Here is a 19,627-nt window from a genome sequence, read left to right on the forward strand (position 1 = left end):
ATTAATTATGAACAATCAGTAAGGGCAAGTTTAAGCTCTTACTGATTTTTGTTGTTGAAGACTCAGAGATTAAACGCTTTAAGAAGCTTTCTTTTTCAATTATTAGTCCAACTAAATCAATTTCATTTAACTGCTGGTATGTCATTACAGCATCAGGTAGAGCAACATTTTTAATAATGTTATAAGTGTAGTTTACTGCCTTTTCTTCAAGATGGAGTTTATCACTTTCGGCTAAAGTATCATCATTGTCAATTCTTAGCACATGAATATTTGTGTGTTTTAAATCTATAAACTTTAGTAATCTGTCAAACTCGCTAGTATTTAACTTATCTGACTCATCTAATGGAATTAAAACATTTTTAATATTTTGATAGTGAAACTCCTCAGGAACAATTAAATTAGGGTGTTCAATATTTCTGATAATTTTAAGCGTATTAGAACCAAAAACAGTTTCCATTAAGCTTGTAGCTCCATCATAACCAGCAACTATTAAATCAATAGTATTCAATTCGATAGATTGAGATATGGCACTTAGTAAATCGTCATAATCTATAATGGTTGAAAATTGATGCTGCTTGTATTCATCTGTAAGTTTAGATTTATAATGTTCTAACTCTTGTTTTTCGTCTTTTATAATAGCATCAAAAACAGTATCGCTGCTGCTTGTCATTAAATCGTCCATTATAAAATTTCCAGACTTATACACATACATTAAGAAAAAGTGACAAGGGCTGGAGTTAAAGTGAGACAACGCATAGCTAATAGCATTATTTGCACTTTTAGAAAAATCGGTAAGAAGAAGAATGTTTTTCATAGTATACTACCTCGTTTAACAAAGATACAGTTTTATAACTCAATGTGCTTATTGTGAGTGCTTTAATTGTCTTAATGGCAGTTAATGTTTCCTGAAACCATTTCTACAACAAGAGTAGGAGATATGTAAGGAATTCCTAATCCTAAACCTCTTAAAATAAATAACACACCAATAATAACTACAAAAACAGGAATCGCTTTTTGTATTCGTTGTTTAATAGTTGTGTTTAAAAATTTTCCTAAATAAATAGCACTTGTCATTAAAGGAACAGTCCCTAAACCAAAAAGAGCCATATACATAGCACCTTGTGTAATGGTGCTACTTACTAAACTCCCAAAAACAGCCATATAAACTAATCCGCAAGGTAAAAACCCATTTAAAAATCCAATAGTTAAAAAAGTGTCTGCAGTTTTCTTTTTTAAGGCACTACCTAGTTCACTTTTTACTTTTGAAATTACTTTGTGTAACGGTTTTGATAAGTTGTATTTGCTAAACGTTTTGTAGGGTAATAAAACCACAACAATCATTAATACACCAATGCATATTGAAAGTTGTTGCTGTAAACCAAAGATGTAGAGGTTTTTACCAATAAGCCCAAAAATTAGCCCTATTGTGCTATATGCTAACAGTCTTCCAATGTGGTAGGTTGTAATTTGGCTTATTTTTTTTACGGAATTACTTCTGTCAACAGGTAACATAAAGGCAATAGGACCACACATACCAACACAGTGAAAGCTACCTAATAGACCTAATATGAATGCAGACCAAAGCATTTAGTAAACAATTTCTTTTTTAAAACGATAAGGAATTTCGTTATATTCCCAATCAATAGTAATGTTCCAACGACCACCTAACAAACGGTTGTCAGGTACGAGCAAATTGTGGTTTGATAAAGAAATTGGTGTTTCAAAATCAAATTGCTTGTTAGATGGTCTATATAGGAACACTTTTCCGGTTATTTTTGATGCATCAAGATCTTCCGGAAAGCTTATTAATAAACCTGTATCAGTTTTTTTGTAGGTAATATTATGTTTTAGCTGAGCAGCGTTTTTTTCTTTGTTTATATTTTTTTGAAGTTCTAATTCTTGTTTATAATAATCTTCAGTAACTAAATCATGATCATACTTATCATTTGTACTCATGGTAACAACAAAGTACATGATAAAACCAATGAAGCCAATAAATGCAAGTACAATTCCAGTTCCCCAATTAAATTTCATAACACTATTTTTTAATGATAACTTCTTGGTCCCAAAAAGTTAACTGTTGTAGTTTCTATAAATTTGTCGTGACTATACACATCTATTATAAGCTTGTTTTTATCACCTTTTAAATGGCTTTTATTTATTTCAATAAATAATGTGCCTTCTGCTAAACCTTGCTCAGGAACCATAAAATCTTTAGTTGTTGAAACAAGCTTTATCTCGCCCTCAAAATTTCTAAGTTTAAAACTTACATTATCAATTTTTTGAGTGGTTTTGTTTATGATTTTATAAGTAAACACATTGCTTATAATGTTGTTGTCTTTTTTCTCGTAAAGTTGTCCTGGTAGTCTAAGAATTCTAGCTTCAACATCATTTCTTAATAAGAGCATACCTATTAAAACTCCTGTTAAAATAGTTAGGACAGCTATATAGCCTTTCATTCGGCTAGTAAGCTTAAAGGTTTCTTTTTTCTCAATTTCATCTTCACTAGCATAACGAATTAAGCCTTTTGGCAAATTAATGCTTTCCATGATATGGTCGCATTCGTCAATACAAGCAGTACAGTTTACACACTCTAGTTGTGTGCCATTTCTAATGTCAATTCCTGTAGGGCAAACATGCACACATTGTAAGCAATCAATACAATCTCCATGTCCTAAAACAGTCCTATCTTCATTTTTTCTGAATTTTTTACGACCATTTTCACCTTCACCTCGCTTATGGTCGTAAGCAACAACTACCGATTTGTTGTCTAATAATACACCTTGTAGTCTTCCGTAAGGGCAAGCAATAATGCACACTTGCTCTCTAAACCATGCAAAAACAAAGTAGAATACAGCTGTAAAAATGAGTAATGGAAATAATGTTCCTAAATGCTCTTGAGGACCATCGATAATATATCTTAAAAGTTTATCGCTACCAATAAGGTACGCAAGAAAGATATTAGCTATTAAAAACGAGATGATCAAAAAGACAAACCACTTTAAAAGACGTTTTCTTATTTTTTCGGCATCCCACTTTTGTTTGTCTAGTTTACGTTGTTTGTTTCTGTCGCCATCAATCCAATACTCAATACGTCTAAAAACCATTTCCATAAAAATGGTTTGAGGGCAAATCCATCCACAAAATATACGTCCAAAACCAACCGTAAAAAGTGTAACGAAAACGACACCAATAATCATTGAAATAACAAATAGGTGAAAGTCTTGAGGCCAAAAAGGAAACCCAAAAATGTTAAAGCGTCTTTCTAACACATTAAACATTAAAAACTGATTGCCATTTACTTTAATAAATGGAGCAGAGAACAAAAAGGCAAGCAAAAAGTAGCTAACTATTTTACGTCTTTCATAAAATTTACCGCTTGGTTTTTTTGGATAAATCCAAGCGCGCTTGCCTTCATCGGTAATAGTACCAATAGAGTCTCTAAAGTTTTCGTTATTTTGTGTTTGTTGGCTCATTAAGCAACGTTTAATTCACAGTTGTTGAATCAGTTTCAGTAGAAATTTCTTCTGTTAAGCTGGTTTCTGTATTTTCAGTTTTAGAACCTTCAGGTATCCAAAGTTCGCCTTCAGGGTCTTTTGGTTCAGCAGGTGTTGTACCTTGAAATGTGAGTACATAACTTGCTACTTGTGCAATTTCAGAAGGTTTTAAGTTTTGTTTCCAAGCAATCATACCTTTACCATCACGACCTCCTTCTGATACTGTTTTAAATACATTTTTAATTCCTCCACCTAAAACCCAATATTCATCGGTTAGGTTAGGGCCAATACCACCACCACCATCAATTTTGTGGCATGCAACGCAGTTGGTGTCAAAAATTTTCTTTCCGTTGCTTAAGTCTGAAGCTTCAGTAAGTAATTCAACAGTATTAAAATCAACCAAGTCTTTAGCTGTTTTTTTGTATTCTTCTATAGCTATTTTTGCTTCGGCATATTCTTGTGCTAATTCATCATATTGACTATAACCATTAAATACATGATATTTTAATAAGTACACAGCAGCAAAAGCAATTGAGATGTAAAAACTATAAATCCACCAAGGCGGAAGAGAGTTGTCTAACTCTTTAATACCATCATAATTATGGTCTAAAATAATTTCGTGCTCTTCTTCGATAGGTTTTGCGCCTAATAGTTTTTTATAAGTGTTTTGAATCCACTTAATGAATTTTGGTGTTCTTGTACGTTGTGCGTCGTATCTCGCTTTTGCTTCTTCATCTAAACTTTGATAAAGTACATTATCCATAGAACTTACTATACCTTCAGTAGCAATAAGAATAAGTAGTACTAATACCAAAAACAGTGATAGCAATGGATACTCAATAAATGCTGGTTTATCACCTGAGTCAATCATATATTCAGCAAAAAAAGCAATAGCGAAAAATACGATTGGAACTCTAAGCCATGATGGAATAAATTGTCTCATAATTTTAATTGTTTTTTTTGTCTAATGGCAAATTACTCACAGTAGTTATGTACTCTTTTTTAGCTGTTATAACCCACCAAAACAGTGCAACAAAAAAGAGGAAGAATATCATTAAGGATATTAAAGGATATATCTCTATACCAGTAATACTTTCCATGTGGTTTTTTACAAATTTCAACATGACTTATTGGTTTTGTGTTGTTAATTGTGCTTCTAATTCTTGAACTTTTATGTCAGTTCCAAGACGTTGTAAATAAGCGATTAAAGCTGTAATTTCTCTATTTCTCATTTCAATAAATTCGCTTCCAGCTGCTTTTTTATCAGCTTCGTAGCTTTCAGCAAAATCAGGATCTGTATAAAGGTTTTTCTCAATTTGAATACCTTGTTCTGTCATGCTTTGTTGTGCATTTGCAATATCCTCTTCGGTATAAGGAACTCCTAATTTTACCATAGCTTTCATTTTAGCTTCAGTCATAGACTTATCAAGTTCATCACGAATCAACCATTGATAAGCAGGCATAATAGAACCTGATGATGTACTTTGTGGATCGTACATATGGTTAAGGTGCCAGTTGTCAGAATATTTTCCACCTACACGATGCAAATCTGGTCCTGTACGTTTACTTCCCCAAAGGAATGGATGGTCGTATACAAATTCTCCAGCTTTACTGTATTCTCCATAGCGTTCTACTTCACTTCTAAAAGGACGTACCATTTGTGAGTGACAGCTTACACAACCTTCACGTATATAAATGTCTCTACCTTCAAGTTCTAAAGGTGTGTATGGTTTAACACTTGAAATAGTTGGGATATTAGACTCTACCATTATTGTTGGTATAATTTGAATAATACCACCAATTAAAATAGTAATAGTAGCTAGTATAGTTAGTTGTACTGGTTTACGCTCTAACCAAGTATGGAAGGTTTCTCCAGCAATTCGTCTTTTTGAAACACGTTGTAGAGCAGGAGCCTCAGCAAGTTCATCGCTTACCTTGCTGCCTTTTTTAATAGTAACAATTATGTTGTAAGCTAAGACAAACATTCCAATAATGTATAACGATCCTCCAATAGCACGCATCCAGTACATTGGGATGATTTCAGAAACAGTTTCTAAAAAGTTACCGTAGACTAAAGTTCCGTCAGGATTGAATTGTTTCCACATACTTGCTTGAGTAAATCCAGCAACATACATAGGTAATGCATATATAATAATTCCTAAAGTTCCAATCCAAAAGTGGAAGTTTGCCAATTTTGTTGAGTGTAGCTTGGTGTTGAATAATCTTGGAATCAACCAATAAATCATACCAAAAGCTAAGAAGCCATTCCAAGCTAAAGCACCAACATGTACGTGAGCAATAACCCAATCGGTAAAGTGGGCAATAGCATTTACGTTTTTAAGTGAAAGCATTGGGCCTTCAAAGGTTGCCATACCATAACCAGTAATTGCAACAACCATAAACTTTAACACAGGGTCAACACGTACTTTATCCCAAGCGCCTCTTAATGTTAATAGACCATTTATCATTCCTCCCCAAGAAGGCATTAATAACATTACCGAAAATGCTACACCTAAATTTTGAGCCCACTCTGGTAAAGCAGTATATAATAAGTGATGTGGTCCTGCCCAGATATAAATAAATATTAATGACCAAAAGTGTACTATAGATAATCTATATGAGTAAATAGGTCTATCTGCTGCTTTTGGAACAAAATAGTACATTAACCCTAAGAATGGAGTTGTTAAGAAGAATGCTACTGCATTGTGTCCATACCACCATTGTACTAAGGCATCTTGAACACCTGCATAAACTGAATAACTTTTTAATCCGCTGATTGGTAATTCTAAACTGTTAAAAATATGAAGAACAGCAACAGTAACAAATGTGCCTAAATAAAACCAAATGGCAACATACATGTGACGTTGACGACGTTTTAAAATAGTTCCTATTAAGTTCCAACCAAATACAACCCATACAATAGCAATAGCTATATCAAAAGGCCATTCTAATTCGGCATATTCTTTACTAGTTGTATAACCTAAGGGAAGTGTAATTGCTGCTCCAACAATTATAAGTTGCCAACCCCAAAAGTTGATATTACTCAAAGCGTCACTAAACATTCTTGCTTTTAGTAAACGTTGAGAAGAGTAATACACACCTGCAAAAATGGCGTTACCTACAAAGGCAAAAATAACAGCATTTGTGTGTAAAGGTCTCAATCGACCAAAGCTTAACCACGAAATACCGTCGGTTAGGTTAGGGAACAAGAACATAAAGGCTAGTAGTAAACCTACAAGCATACCCACAACACCCCAAAGCATGGTAGCGAGTAAGAATTTTTTAACAATCTTGTTGTCGTAATAAAATTGTTGTACTTCCATAATAATTAGTTAGACTTTTGATTTTTAATGGATTTATTGGTTTTGTTTTTAACCAGTTCGTCTTCAAACAGCATGCGTACAGATGGTGTATAGTCATCATCGTACTGTCCTGATTTTACGGCTTTTATAAATCCTATAAAAAAGACAATAGCAATGATAATGCTGATAGCTAGTAATACATAAATAACACTCATACCTACTTGAAGTTATAGTTCAAAATTACGTTGGCATCTCTTTTTAAAAGATGATATTTGTCATGTTTCATTAATTTTTTCATTTTAATTTTCGACCTAAAAGGTTTGTTGCAATTGTGGTAAATACAACAATACTTATGGAGCTTAAAGGCATTAAAATAGCTGCAATCACAGGCATAAGCTGACCAGTAATGGCAAAGTATAAACCAATAGCATTGTAGAAAAAGGAGAACACAAAACTCCATTTTATGATTTTAATAGCTGCTTTTGAAGCTTTTATATAGTTGTATAATTGATTGAATTTTGAAGCATCTAAAATGGCATCGCAAGCAGGCGAGAACACATTAATATTTTCTGAAATAGCAATACCAACATTACTCTGTGCTAAAGCACCTGCATCGTTTAAACCATCACCAACCATGAGTACTTGAGCGCCATTGTTTTGATGATGCTTAATGTATTCTAGCTTATCGTTTGGTTTTTGATTGAAAATAAGTTTGGTTTTGCTTGGGAGTAATTTTTTTAGGTTATTTAATTCACTTGCATTGTCACCCGAAAGTATCGCTAAATCGTAGTCTTTTTTTAGTTTGTTAAACAGTTTTGAAATGCCTTTTCGGTATGCATTGTAAAAGGTAAACTTTCCTTTGTATGTGTTATTGGTACTAATATGAACTGCTGTACTTAATTCGGTTTCTAGTTGAAGTTGTCCAACGTATTTTGCAGAACCTATTTTAACCGATTGATTATTGATTTCGCCATAAATGCCTTCACCTAAATGTTCTTCAAAATGGCTTAAGGTTATAATGTTGTTTTGCTTAAGCAAGTTGTATAACGATCGACTCAATGGATGGTTAGAATGTCTAAGTGTACTACTTAAAATAACTGTTTCCTCTTCCGTAAGCGTTTCACCTTTATAGGCTGTTTTACTTTTTTTGTTAGAAGTAATGGTACCTGTTTTGTCAAAAATAATGGTGTCTATTTTTGCCAACTGCTCAATTACCGAAGCATTTTTTAAATAGAATTTCAACTTTCCAAAAATGCGTAACAAATTCCCTAAAGTGAATGGAGCAGATAGTGCAATAGCACAAGGGCAAGCAATAATTAACACAGCAGTAAATACGTTAAGTGCTTTACTTGAGTCGGCAAACAGCCAGTATGTTGTAGCTAAAAAAGCAATGCTCAACACAGCAATAGTAAAGCGTTTGCTTATAGTATTGGTTAGTGTTGTAAAGCTATCTTCTTTGTTTTTATTAAACACATCGTTGCTCCAAAGTTGCGTAAGGTAACTTTGTTCAACTGCATTTAAAGCTTCCATTTCAATACTGCCAGAGGTTTGTTTGCCACCTGCAAAAAGTTTATCACCAGAAGATTTTTTTACGGCTTCAGATTCTCCCGTAACAAAACTGTAATCTATATTAGCGTTTCCGTTAATTAAGATGCCATCAACAGGAATTAATTCTTCGTTTCTAATTAATAATCGGTCGCCTTTTTTAATGTCATAAACCTGAATTGGTGTTTCAATTCCGTTTAAAATTTTAGTCACAGCAATAGGTAAGTACGATTTGTAGTCGCGCTCAAACGATAAGAAATTGTAGGTGCGTTGCTGAAAATATTTCCCAAGTAATAAGAAGAACACCAAACCTGTTAAGCTATCGAAAAAACCTGTGCCTAGGTCTAGAATAATTTCAGCTGTACTTCGTATAAACAACACTAAAATACCAAGCGCAATAGGAATGTCGATATTTAAAAGTTTTGATTTTAAACCTTTGTAAGCCGAAACAAAATAATCTTGAGCCGCATAAAAAACTACTGGCAGCGAAAATGTAAACATGAGCCAACGAAACACAGGTTTGTACTGCTCTAACCAGAACTCATTGACTTCAAAATACTCTGGAAACGATAAAAACATCACATTACCAAAAGCAAAACCAGCAACACCAAGTTTGTAAATTAAACTGCGGTTTACTTTGTTTTTTCCTGTATTGAAATCTTCAAGAGAAATGTAAGGTTCGTAACCAATTTTACTTAATAGAAGTACAGCTTCTTTTAATGAAAAAGCTTCAGTTTTATAAGTTATTCTTACAGTCTTTTTTCCAAAATTTACTTGAGAAGCAGTAATGTTTGCATTGAGTTTGTTGAGGTTTTCTAAAATCCAGATGCAAGAACTACAATGAATATGCGGAATGGTTAAGGTTGCAATTTGGTGTTTATCATCATTAAATTCGGTGAGCTTTTCAATTATAGTGTCATCCGACAGGAAATCATATTTACCTTGAATTTCTTTAGGTGTAGCTCCAGGAGCTTGTTGTAAATCGTAATAACAGGTTAAATCGTTTTCAGAAAAAATTTCGTAAACAGTTTTACAACCATTACAACAAAAGTCTTTTTCGTTGTAAACAATATGTTCAACTGTACAATTATCACCACAATGAAAACATGTAGCTTGTTTCATAATATTTGCTCATTTATACCTAGTGCAAAGGTCGAAAGCAAAGGCTAAAAAAAATATGATATTTATCAGTTTTTAGTTATTTTTACAGAACACTTCAAAATAAGGTATGAGCAAGTGCGAACAATGTATTATCAGGCAGTTTAATGCTTTAAGAGCGTTACAAAAGGATGACCTTATACGGCTTTCTGGATGTAAAACAACACACACTATCAAAAAAGGAGAGATTATTTTTGAAGAAGGTGATAATGTTAATGGTGTTTACTGTATAAAGGATGGTGTTTGTAAATTATCTAAGTTAAGCGCAAACGGAAAAGACCAAATTGTAAAATTAGTTGTTAGAGGAGATTTGTTAGGGCAACGTTCTTTAATTTCTGATGAGGCTGCTAACCTAAGTGCTGTAGCTATAAATGATATGCAAGTGTGTTTTATTCCAAAGCACGAAATAATACACGACTTAACACATAACATCAATTTTTCGGTGGATATGCTAAAGGATATGGCTGAGGAACTAAAACTTGCTGATAAGGTTATTGTTGATATGGCCCAAAAATCGGTGAAGCAACGTTTAGCTGAAACACTTTTGTATTTGCAAACCAATTTTGGAGAAGATGATAATGGATTTTTAAATATAGTACTTACTAGAGATGACTATGCTAATATTGTTGGTACTGCTACAGAATCTGCAATACGAATATTGTCTCAATTTAAAAAAGAAGGGTTAATTTCTACAGAAGGCAAACAAATAAAGATAGAAAATAGTAAAGCATTAAAGCTTATTGAATAAAAAACGGCTAAACTAAGTTTAGCCGTTTTTGTTTTGTTTATTCCGTTTTTGGATCTATTTCCGTTTTGGGAGTTTCACCATCTAAAGGTGCATTTTCTTTTTTAAGATGCTCGTCTAAGAATTTTAAAATTCTGCTGTAAGCTTCAATTTGGTTTTCTTTTTTTATAAATCCATGACCTTCGTCTTCAAATAAAACATATTCAACAGGAACGCCATTTTTTCTTACTCCAGCAACAATTTCATCAGACTCAACCTGTAATACTCTAGGGTCTTTAGCTCCTTGTAAAACAATTAAAGGTTTGGTTACCTTATCAGTATGGAAAAGAGGAGAAATTCGTTTTAAACGTGTTGAATCAGCAGAATAAGGATCGCCTAATTCTAAGTATAATGATTCTCTAAACGATTCCCAATAAGGCGGAATGCTTTTTAATGTACGCATCCAGTTGGTAACACCATATATATTAACACCAACATCAAACTCTTCTGGAGTGTAAGTTAATGCTGCCATAGTCATATATCCACCATAAGAGCCACCAATGATTCCTATTTTTTCAGAATTAATTTCAGCCTGTTCAGCTAACCAATTTTTTCCTTCAACACAGTCTTGTAAATCTTTTTCGCCATGGTTTTTATCATCCATCTTAAAAAACGTTTTACCATAACCACTGCTTCCACGATTATTCACAGCTAAAACAGCATATCCATGATTAACCATATACTGAATTAAAGAGCTGAAATTTTGACGTGTTTGACCTCCAGGACCACCATGAACCCAAACCATTGCAGGCACTTTATTATCTGCAGATGCTTGATGTGGTAAATAATATATGGCAGGAATTGTTGTACCATCAAAAGACTTAAAACGAACAACTTTAGCAGTAACTAAATCGTCAGGATTAATCTCTTTGTTTAAAACATTGGTGAGTTTGTGCTGTTCTTTGGTTTCCAAGTTGTAAGTGTATAAATCAGAAGGCGAATTGGAACCACCAACATACAGGCGCATCCATGTTTCATCCTTTGAAAAACTTACACTGGTAATACTTTTATTATCAAAATTAGGAAGTGTTATTGGTTGTAATGTGTTGCTATCTAAAACTTCAATAGCATTTTTACCATCTTCGTTTACATAAACTACTAAGTAAGTCCCTTTATCAGTAAAACCAGCTCCACTAACATCCCAAGATTTTTGTACAATTTTAGTTTTAGTTTTAGACGCTAAATCATATTTCATTAAGTATGAAAACTCTTCGCCATCATCAGTAGTGTAATAAAATGCACTACTATCAACTGCAAAATCTTCAGATGCATTTGCACTTAGGTTGTCATTGATTTTTGTTTTTTCGTTAGAACTTCTGTCGAATAAATACAAGTTGCTATCGTTAGTGTTGACAGATTCAACTAAAGCAATATAATTTTCGTCATTAGAAATTCCACTGAAATTTAGACCATCATTATTTTGGTAAATTAATTCAGAAGAAAAATCAGCGATACTCATTTTGTACACATCAAAATAGCGAGCGTCTCTTTTGTTTGACCCAAAATAAAAACTGTTTTTATCAGCAGACCAACCGTAAAATGAAGATTTTGCTCCTTGTTCAGGGGTTAAATCTTTAATCTCACCATTTGTGTCTCTCATATAAATATGGTCTATTTCGTCACCATTTCCATCGGCAGAAAGTAGCATACGCTCATCATTAGGGAAGTAAGAAACAGCAAAGTATGAAATGCTATCTGATGCTGTAATTTGTGTGTATTCACCACCTGTTGTAGGTACTGTGTACGCATTGAAAATACCAGAGCGATTACTTGAGATTAAAAGCTTGGAGTTGTCAGGAGAAAAACTTCCTCCACTTACAGCTTCGTTGTTCATGAACTGTTCAATGCTGTATTGTTCAATACTTTTAGCTTGGGCTTCATTCTTGCTCTCAGTGTCTTTTTTACAAGACAGCATAGTAGCAAAAAACACTAATATTAAAATGTTTTTCATAATTAATTGAGTTTAAAGGTTGATATGTCTTTAAACGGATTAGTTTGTAACTGTTCCATTTTTGTTTGATACGATTTCCAGTCTTCATTAAAGAAGGTGTTGGTTTTTTCAAGCGCACTATTTAAAGCGTCTTTAAAGTTTTTAATTAACGTAGTTTCGGTAGTTGTGATACCGTTTTGACTATCTTGAACATAACCTCTTGCAAGACTAAGTCTTGTGTTGATGGTAACTTCAGGGTTTCTAGTAATACCTTGTCTTTCGTCAACTTTTCCTAAATAAATATCAATAATTTCATCTATTTTTTTGACGATGTCTTTAGATGATCTTATATCGTCTTTATATTTTTCTTTATCTAGTTTTTTAAGTTCAGACTGAAATTTCTCAGCTATTTCTTTGCTTTCAACAAGTTGTTTTACAGCATTAGCCATAGTTTCTTGAGCGCTTTCTAAATCTTTTAAAGTGTTGTAAACTTCATTGATATTTGCTGTAGAAATATTTAATCTTGGATCATACATTACTGTAATTTGTTTTTCTGAAGATTGGTCTCCAAAACTTAAAACAGCTTTGTAAGTGCCTGGTTTAACAGTAATACCTCCTGGTTCACTATTTCTGGTTCTATTTCGTCTAGAAGCTCTTTCAACACCAGCTTCATCCATATACCATGTCCATTTGTGAATACCTGTTTCTTCAGGCGCTTTTTGCTTTAATGTTCTTATCAAACGCTCTCCATCATATATTTTTAATGTTAAAGAATCCCATTTTACTTCATTGGTTTTTTCAGCAGAAGTTTCTTCGTCTTCATTTGAAGCTTCCTCTTTTGCATCTTCTTTTTGGGTATCAATATTTACGTAATATGACAATTGAGCACCATAGCTTCTGTTTTCTCCATTGTATAAAGCATCAGCTCCAAATCGACTTCCTGTTGGTTGTTGGTATGCAGCTTGAATAGCTGTAGGAGGTTGAAATAACTCTACTTTTTGTTGTAATACTTGTTTGTTTTTAGCCAGAGCGCGTAAAGGTCTTATGTCATCTAAAACCCAAGCAGCTCTACCAAAAGTGCCTATTACTAAATCGTGCTCTCTTGGATGAATTACTAAATCTTTTACAGATGTAGTAGGGAAGCCTTCTGTCCATTTAGTCCAACTTTCTCCTGCGTTTAAGGAAATGTATAAACCGTCGTCAGTTCCTAAAAATAACAGGTTTGGTTCTTCAATATCTTCAACAATTGAGAGTGTGTAGCTTTTTACATCATTTTCATCTACAATACGTGTCCATGTTTTACCATAGTCTTTGGTTCTGTATGCATAAGGTGTGTAATTAAAACGTCTGTAATCATTAGCTATGAGCAATGCTTCTCCTTTGTTTTTGTTTGATGCTTTTATTTGAGGAATCCAACTGCCTTTAGGTAATCCTTTTATGTTTTTGGTCACATCAGTATAGGTTTGTCCACCATTTTGAGTAACGTGAACACGACCATCATCAGTTCCTATCCACAACATGTTTTTTTCAACAGGTGAAGGTTCAATAACCAAAATAGTACAGTGGTTTTCAGCACCTGTAGCATCCATTGTTAATCCGCCACTTTCTGATTGTTTTAGTTTTTCTGGGTCGTTAGTGGTTAAATCCTCTGAAATGACTGTCCAAGTTTCACCTTTATCAGTTGATTTATGAACAAACTGACTTCCAAAATACAGTGTGCTATTGTTAAAAGGATCAATATTAATTGCAGAATTCCAGTTAAAACGTAACTCTACATTTGGGTCAGGATGTGTTGGTCTTACTAAAAGGTTATTACCTGTTTCCCAATCGTATCTGCTTACATAACCTTGTTGACTCATTGACCAGCCAAAACGAGAGTCATCTTTATCAGGAACGACATCAAAACCATCACCAAAACTTATTTCTTGCCAGTAGCTATTACGAATACCTTGTGTTTTCCAAACGTAAGCAGGACCTCTCCAAGAACCATTGTCTTGCATGCCTCCATATACATTGTAAGGGTAGTCGTTATCGACATTGATGTGATAAAATTGAGCTACAGGAATATTGCCAATAAATCGCCATGTTTTTCCACCATCTTTAGTGATATTTAATCCACCATCGTTACCATCTATCATAAAATTACCATTGTTAGGATGAATCCACCATGCGTGATGGTCTGGATGCACACCATTATCTACACCATAAGCAGGCATTAGTTGGTCAAAGCTTTTTCCGCCATCTTCAGATACGTTTACGTAAGTGAAAATGGTATACACACGATTTTCATTATCAGGAGCTACATATATTTCGGCATAGTAAAAGGGTCTGTTTCCTATCTCATTTAAGTTGTCATTTACTTTTTTCCAAGTAAAACCTCCATCTTCACTTTTGTAAAAACCATTTTTCTTAGCTTCAATTAATGCATATACAATATTAGGTTTGTTTGGTGCTATTGCAAGACCAATTCTTCCTAATTCTCCTTTTGGCAATCCGTCTTCATCAGTTATTTTTTTCCATGTTTTTCCGCCATCATGTGTAATGTGTAAACCAGAACCTTCACCACCAGATTTGAAAAACCAAGGGTCGCGTTTGTGTTCCCATAGAGCGGCAATTAATTTGTTTGGATTTGTTGGATCCATGATTAATTCTGCAGCACCAGTTTTATTATTGGCAAACAAGATTTTTTCCCATGTTTCTCCTCCGTCTGTGGTTTTAAAAATACCTCTTTCAGGATGTTCTCCCCAAGGAGAGCCAATTGCAGCAACATAAACTACGTTAGGATTAGTTGGGTCAATAATTACTCTATGAATGTGTCTTGTATTTTCAAGTCCCATGAGCATCCACGATTTACCTCCATCAAGCGATTTGTATATGCCATAACCACCATTAAGACTGTTTCTAGGGTTTCCTTCTCCTGTACCAACCCATATTACACTTGGGTTTGATTGTTGTATAGCAACAGCTCCTATTGAAGCAGTAGCTTCGTTGTCAAAAATAGGTTCCCATTTTATACCTCCAGAGGTTGACTTCCATAAACCACCAGATGCTGTACCAACGTACATAATATCAGGATTGTTTGTAACTACATCAATGGCTGTAACACGACCAGACATTCCACCAGGACCTATATTTCGTGGTTTCATGTTTTTTACTAAATCTATTGAAAACTCTTGGGCAAAAAGTAATGAGGCACTTAAGAAGAGAATGATTGAGAAGACGTTTTTCATGTGTTTATTATTATTGAGTTTTAAATTTACGTAAAAAAACAATCAAGCGTTTATATTCTAGTCTTTTAAACGTTTGATTTGTTTGGGTTTAAGCCATAACCAAAATCCGCTAAACGATAACAACATCAATCCTAAGGATGTGATAGTTGAATAGAAAAGCTTAAATGGTGTGGATTGATTTTTAAATAGAAAGTCCATTATTGAGCCATCATGAATCATTTCAATAATATCAGCAGTTCTTTGTTTTACTGATAGGACTTCACCAGTATAACAGTCTATTTGAATTTCGGTAAAGTGGTTTTCAAACCTCACTTTAGCAACACCTTTATTTGGTCTGTAATCTATTCGGTTGATTTCAGGTGAAAGGCTTAAAGATTCTATATGTTTTATAGCATTGTCTCTAATTATATCTAATGATATTAGAGATAATGTGTTTGAGGACGAAGCGTGTGTTTTGGGTTTAAATTGAAATTGTTCTTTCCAAGTTAGAAGTAAGCCTGTAGCTCCTAAAAGAAACATAAAAAACACTAAGGGAATTGCAACATAACGATGAAGTTTTCTGTATGTTCTAGAGGTTTTAGCGAGTTGTTTTCGTTTTTGTTTCAAGCTTAAGATTTACAAAAAAGTTAAGAAACACTAAAAATATATAATATTCCTTAAAAATATCTTAAACTCTTGTTAATGCGAGTTTACTCTTTTAAGATTAAAGTTGGAACACTTGCTTTGTTTTTATCTTCATCATTATTGTTTATAATCCACTGCGTTCCATAAACATCTTCATAGGTAATTTCATAAGAAATATTTTTTGTTTCTAAAACCTTTAAAAACATTTCAATATTTCTTTTACCATTAATTTCAATTAAGCTAATATATTCATTTGCTGGTAGTACAAAACCATTCACCAATGCGCTAGTTACTTTTGGTATTGTGTCAATCTCTTTAGAGGAATTGAAGATTTCATTAAATAAATCGTCAGAGTTATTGAATGTTTTAGAGTTGTTTAAAGTTAGTTTTACTTTTTTAATAAAAGCAGGACCAACACCCTTATTACCAAGTATAAGCTGGAAGTGATTATTGTAATTACTCTGCCATTGGTTTAGATATGGTAAGACACTTGCACTTTGCTGTTTTTGAGTAAGTTTATTGTCTTCTCTCGCTAAATAAGATTGATAAATTAATGCAATTAAAGAAATGACACTGATAAAAAGAGCAGAGGAACTCATTACTTTTTCACTGGTCCAGTTAACCTTCCATTTCCTTTTTTTGGGTTGGGTAGTTTCTTCAGACATGGTTAATTGATAAATAGCTAGAGTTAAAGTTACTAAAATATTACCTACTACTTCTTGATTTTATGTTTTTACTACACAATTCAATAATTTCAGAAATTCGTTTTATTCTTGTAGCTTCTCGTTTAGCTTGATTGAGCCAATACAAATATCCTTTTTTGTATGATGGAGCAAAGTTTTGGTAGTTGGTAAATGCTGTTTTGTTTGCATTGAAAGCAATTTGTAAATCCTCAGGAATAATACCATTTTCAACATCGTCGAGTACAGACCAACTTCCGTTTTCTTTTGCTATTTCAATAGTTTTATGACCTGCATCATGCATTAAATTTTCAGTAATTAGATCAACTATATAACGCTTGTTTAAAGCGCTCCAAACACTTTTAGGGTTACGAGGTGAAAAATATTGTCTGCGTTTTCCGTTACCGAGACTTTTAACTGTAGAATCTATCCAACCATAACAAAGGGCTACTTTTACAGCTTCTTCCCATCGCATACTTTCATTTTCGTGTTCTACTTTGTAGAAAATAAGATATATGCCTTTGGATAGTGAATGGTTTTTATGAAGCCATGTTCTCCATTCGCTATCGGTTTTGAAATAATGTTCTTCTATTTCTTTAATTGTTTTTAAATTTAAGTGTTGTTATAATTTTGTGAATTTACGCAACAAAGTTCTTACTTCATCAGTATCTTTAACATAATATCTGGCTTTGGTTTTTTTGAAACCTACTTTTACAGTATATGCTGATTCTGGAAGTTCTTCAAACATGTATTCGTCTGTCCAGTCATCACCTATTGAAAATATAAAATCATAAGACTTCTCGTTAAGCAATCTTAGTGCTGCTCTACCTTTGTTAACGTTACTGCTTTTTATTTCAATAACCTTATTGCCCTTAAGAACTGTTAAGTTATCGTTGGAAATTAAACTGGTTAACACAGTATTTAACTCTATAGTTCTTATTTGAGCTAATTCAGGATCTGCTTTACGATAATGCCATGCAAGAGAGTATTTTTTCTTTTCAATAAATGTACCTGGAGTTCTATCGACAAAAGTTTCTAAAATAGGTTGAATATTTGCCATCCAATCATTCTTTAAATGCTCGAGCGCTTCCCAATTGGTATGTTGTTTTTTTAACCAAACACCATGGTCGGTAATTAACGTATAACTTTTTTTGCTGAACCATTCGTTAAAAGTATCTTGATCTCTACCACTAATAATTACTACATCAGTGTTTTCTTGTTGATCGATGGTATCTAAGAGTTCAAAAAGCTCAGCATCAGGTCTAGCATCTTTTGGGTCGTTTTTAAAACCAGCTAATGTACCATCGTAATCTAAGAGTAGTAGTTTGCTAGAAGCCGAATTGTAATCAGATAACATTTTCTTTTGAAGTGTATCGTCTAGTCGTGTAGAAACCATTACTGTGTCTTTAATTTTTGTAGCGTTTAATGATTTCATAAACTCATCTGCCCATTTTTCAACCGTATAACGTTTTAAACGCTTTTGTAGAATTTTCATACGCTTACTTTGTTCTTCGGTAGGCATTTCAATAGCTTGCTTTAAAGTGTCAGCTATTTCTTCAAAATTATTAGGATTGATAAGTAATGCCTCATTCATTTCTTTTGAAGCTCCAGCCATTTCACTTAAAATAAGCACACCATCTTCATTGGTTCTTGTAGCAACATACTCTTTAGCTACTAAATTCATCCCATCTCTTACAGGTGTTATTAATGCAATATCCGAAGAGGTGTAAAGATCTATAAGGTTTTCAAAAGGCATTGAGCGGTAAAAATACCAAATAGGAGTCCAGCTTACTGTGGCAAACTCACCATTAATTCTACCAACAAGTTCATCAGTATCGCGTTTTAGTTTTTGGTATTGAGGAACATTGGAACGCGAAGGAACTGCAAGCATAATAAGGCGTACTTTTTCTTTAAATTGAGGGTATTTGTTTAAAAAGTACTCAAAAGCTCTTAGCCTGTTAGGGATGCCTTTGGTGTAATCCAACCTATCAATTGAGAGTACCATTTTAGCATTAGAAGTAGACTGAATGTGGTTGTCTAGTCTTCGTTGTAATTCCGATTTTTCTTTAGGATTTTGATTGGTATGTGTTAATGCAGCATCATGAAATTTGTTGTAATCAATTCCCATAGGAAACGAATCTACTGTTACAACTCTGTCATGATAATTTATTTTATTGAACTTTACATCTAGCCTTAATATACGTTTTACCGAACTTAAAAAATGACGTTCATAGTCATAAGTATGGAATCCAAGCAAATCCGCACCTAACATACCTTCAAGCAATTGTTCTCTCCAAGGGAAGGTTCTAAAAATTTCATACGATGGGTAAGGTATGTGTAAAAAGAAACCTATAGTAGTATTGGGTTTTTTGTCTTTAATAAGTTTTGGTAATAGTAAAAGTTGATAATCATGCACCCAAACATTGTCACCATCTTCAATATGCTCTAAAACTACGTCAGCAAATTTTTGATTCACTTCTTGGTAAGATTCCCATTGGTCTTTTTCAAATTCGGTGTATTCCATAAAATAATGAAACAAAGGCCAAAGTGTTTTGTTACTAAACCCAAAATAGAAGTTTTCTACATCTTGTTCGTTTAATGAAACAGCGACGCATTTTTCTTTTTTTACAGCTTCGTTAACCTTTTTTTTAGTGAAGCTATCTGTCTCTTCTTCAGTGAGTCCAGACCAGCCAACCCAAATTCCGTTACCTTCAGCATGTACCGATTTCATTCCTGTGGCTAATCCGCCAACACTAGGTGTGATTTTTAAAGAATTGTCGTTTTCAAGTTTAATTTGAAGTGGTAATCTATTGGAAACAATGATTGTTTTACTCATAATTATGGTTAAGATAATAGGTTTTAAAGTGTATTTTGTTA

The 19,627-nt window shown here is 33.4% G+C and carries 16 protein-coding genes; 1 reads left to right on the forward strand and 15 read right to left on the reverse strand.

Annotated elements, in window-relative coordinates:
• Window position 1: 1 nt before the first annotated feature.
• The 9 genes from A8975_RS08185 to A8975_RS08225 all read right to left on the reverse strand — a co-directional run bounded on the left by A8975_RS08185 (window position 2) and on the right by A8975_RS08225 (window position 9,466).
• Window positions 2–814: a universal stress protein gene (locus tag A8975_RS08185; RefSeq protein WP_134199690.1), complete on the reverse strand. Its 813-nt coding sequence runs from the start codon at window positions 812–814 to the stop codon at window positions 2–4.
• Window positions 815–885: 71 nt separating this feature from the next.
• Window positions 886–1,587 carry a sulfite exporter TauE/SafE family protein gene (locus A8975_RS08190; RefSeq protein WP_134199692.1) on the reverse strand — a complete coding sequence of 234 codons (702 nt, stop codon included), beginning with the start codon at window positions 1,585–1,587 and terminating at the stop codon, window positions 886–888.
• Window positions 1,588–2,034 (reverse strand): FixH family protein, encoded by a 447-nt coding sequence (locus tag A8975_RS08195; protein WP_134199694.1) that lies wholly within the window; start codon window positions 2,032–2,034, stop codon window positions 1,588–1,590. It lies immediately after the preceding gene.
• A gap of 11 nt (window positions 2,035–2,045) precedes the next feature.
• Entirely contained in the window at window positions 2,046–3,476 is a 1,431-nt protein-coding gene (gene ccoG / locus A8975_RS08200) for a cytochrome c oxidase accessory protein CcoG (protein ID WP_134199696.1), read from the reverse strand.
• Between the two features lie 10 nt (window positions 3,477–3,486).
• Window positions 3,487–4,440, reverse strand: coding sequence for a cbb3-type cytochrome c oxidase N-terminal domain-containing protein (locus A8975_RS08205; RefSeq protein ID WP_134199699.1), 954 nt, complete (start codon window positions 4,438–4,440; stop codon window positions 3,487–3,489).
• A 4-nt stretch (window positions 4,441–4,444) separates the two neighbouring features.
• The gene (locus A8975_RS08210; RefSeq protein ID WP_129761267.1) at window positions 4,445–4,621 is read right to left on the reverse strand and encodes a CcoQ/FixQ family Cbb3-type cytochrome c oxidase assembly chaperone; all 177 of its coding nucleotides are present in this window, start codon (window positions 4,619–4,621) and stop codon (window positions 4,445–4,447) included.
• Between the two features lie 3 nt (window positions 4,622–4,624).
• The gene (gene ccoN, locus A8975_RS08215) at window positions 4,625–6,820 is read right to left on the reverse strand and encodes a cytochrome-c oxidase, cbb3-type subunit I (protein ID WP_134199701.1); all 2,196 of its coding nucleotides are present in this window, start codon (window positions 6,818–6,820) and stop codon (window positions 4,625–4,627) included.
• Between the two features lie 5 nt (window positions 6,821–6,825).
• Window positions 6,826–7,014 (reverse strand): cbb3-type cytochrome oxidase assembly protein CcoS, encoded by a 189-nt coding sequence (gene ccoS / locus A8975_RS08220; protein WP_129761269.1) that lies wholly within the window; start codon window positions 7,012–7,014, stop codon window positions 6,826–6,828.
• A 79-nt stretch (window positions 7,015–7,093) separates the two neighbouring features.
• Window positions 7,094–9,466 carry a heavy metal translocating P-type ATPase gene (locus A8975_RS08225; RefSeq protein ID WP_134199705.1) on the reverse strand — a complete coding sequence of 791 codons (2,373 nt, stop codon included), beginning with the start codon at window positions 9,464–9,466 and terminating at the stop codon, window positions 7,094–7,096.
• A 106-nt stretch (window positions 9,467–9,572) separates the two neighbouring features.
• On the opposite strand from A8975_RS08225, the gene A8975_RS08230 reads away from it, so the two are divergent.
• Entirely contained in the window at window positions 9,573–10,250 is a 678-nt protein-coding gene (locus A8975_RS08230; protein WP_134199708.1) for a Crp/Fnr family transcriptional regulator, read from the forward strand.
• A gap of 37 nt (window positions 10,251–10,287) precedes the next feature.
• Here the strand turns inward: A8975_RS08230 and A8975_RS08235 are convergent, their stop codons facing one another.
• The 6 genes from A8975_RS08235 to A8975_RS08260 all read right to left on the reverse strand — a co-directional run bounded on the left by A8975_RS08235 (window position 10,288) and on the right by A8975_RS08260 (window position 19,586).
• A complete protein-coding gene (locus A8975_RS08235) occupies window positions 10,288–12,237 on the reverse strand; it encodes a S9 family peptidase (protein WP_131508357.1) in 1,950 nt (649 codons plus the stop codon).
• Window positions 12,238–12,239: 2 nt separating this feature from the next.
• A complete protein-coding gene (locus tag A8975_RS08240; protein ID WP_134199711.1) occupies window positions 12,240–15,446 on the reverse strand; it encodes a VPS10 domain-containing protein in 3,207 nt (1,068 codons plus the stop codon).
• Between the two features lie 57 nt (window positions 15,447–15,503).
• A complete protein-coding gene (locus tag A8975_RS08245) occupies window positions 15,504–16,052 on the reverse strand; it encodes a PepSY domain-containing protein (protein WP_131508361.1) in 549 nt (182 codons plus the stop codon).
• Window positions 16,053–16,135: 83 nt separating this feature from the next.
• A complete protein-coding gene (locus A8975_RS08250) occupies window positions 16,136–16,735 on the reverse strand; it encodes a hypothetical protein (protein ID WP_134199714.1) in 600 nt (199 codons plus the stop codon).
• A gap of 40 nt (window positions 16,736–16,775) precedes the next feature.
• The gene (locus tag A8975_RS08255) at window positions 16,776–17,351 is read right to left on the reverse strand and encodes a YdeI/OmpD-associated family protein (protein WP_134199716.1); all 576 of its coding nucleotides are present in this window, start codon (window positions 17,349–17,351) and stop codon (window positions 16,776–16,778) included.
• Window positions 17,352–17,372: 21 nt separating this feature from the next.
• The gene (locus A8975_RS08260) at window positions 17,373–19,586 is read right to left on the reverse strand and encodes a bifunctional alpha,alpha-trehalose-phosphate synthase (UDP-forming)/trehalose-phosphatase (protein WP_134199720.1); all 2,214 of its coding nucleotides are present in this window, start codon (window positions 19,584–19,586) and stop codon (window positions 17,373–17,375) included.
• Window positions 19,587–19,627 lie beyond the last annotated feature (41 nt).

The sequence above is a fragment of the Meridianimaribacter flavus genome (genome assembly GCF_004366715.1).
GTDB classification, from domain to species: Bacteria; Bacteroidota; Bacteroidia; order Flavobacteriales; family Flavobacteriaceae; genus Gaetbulibacter_B; species Gaetbulibacter_B jejuensis.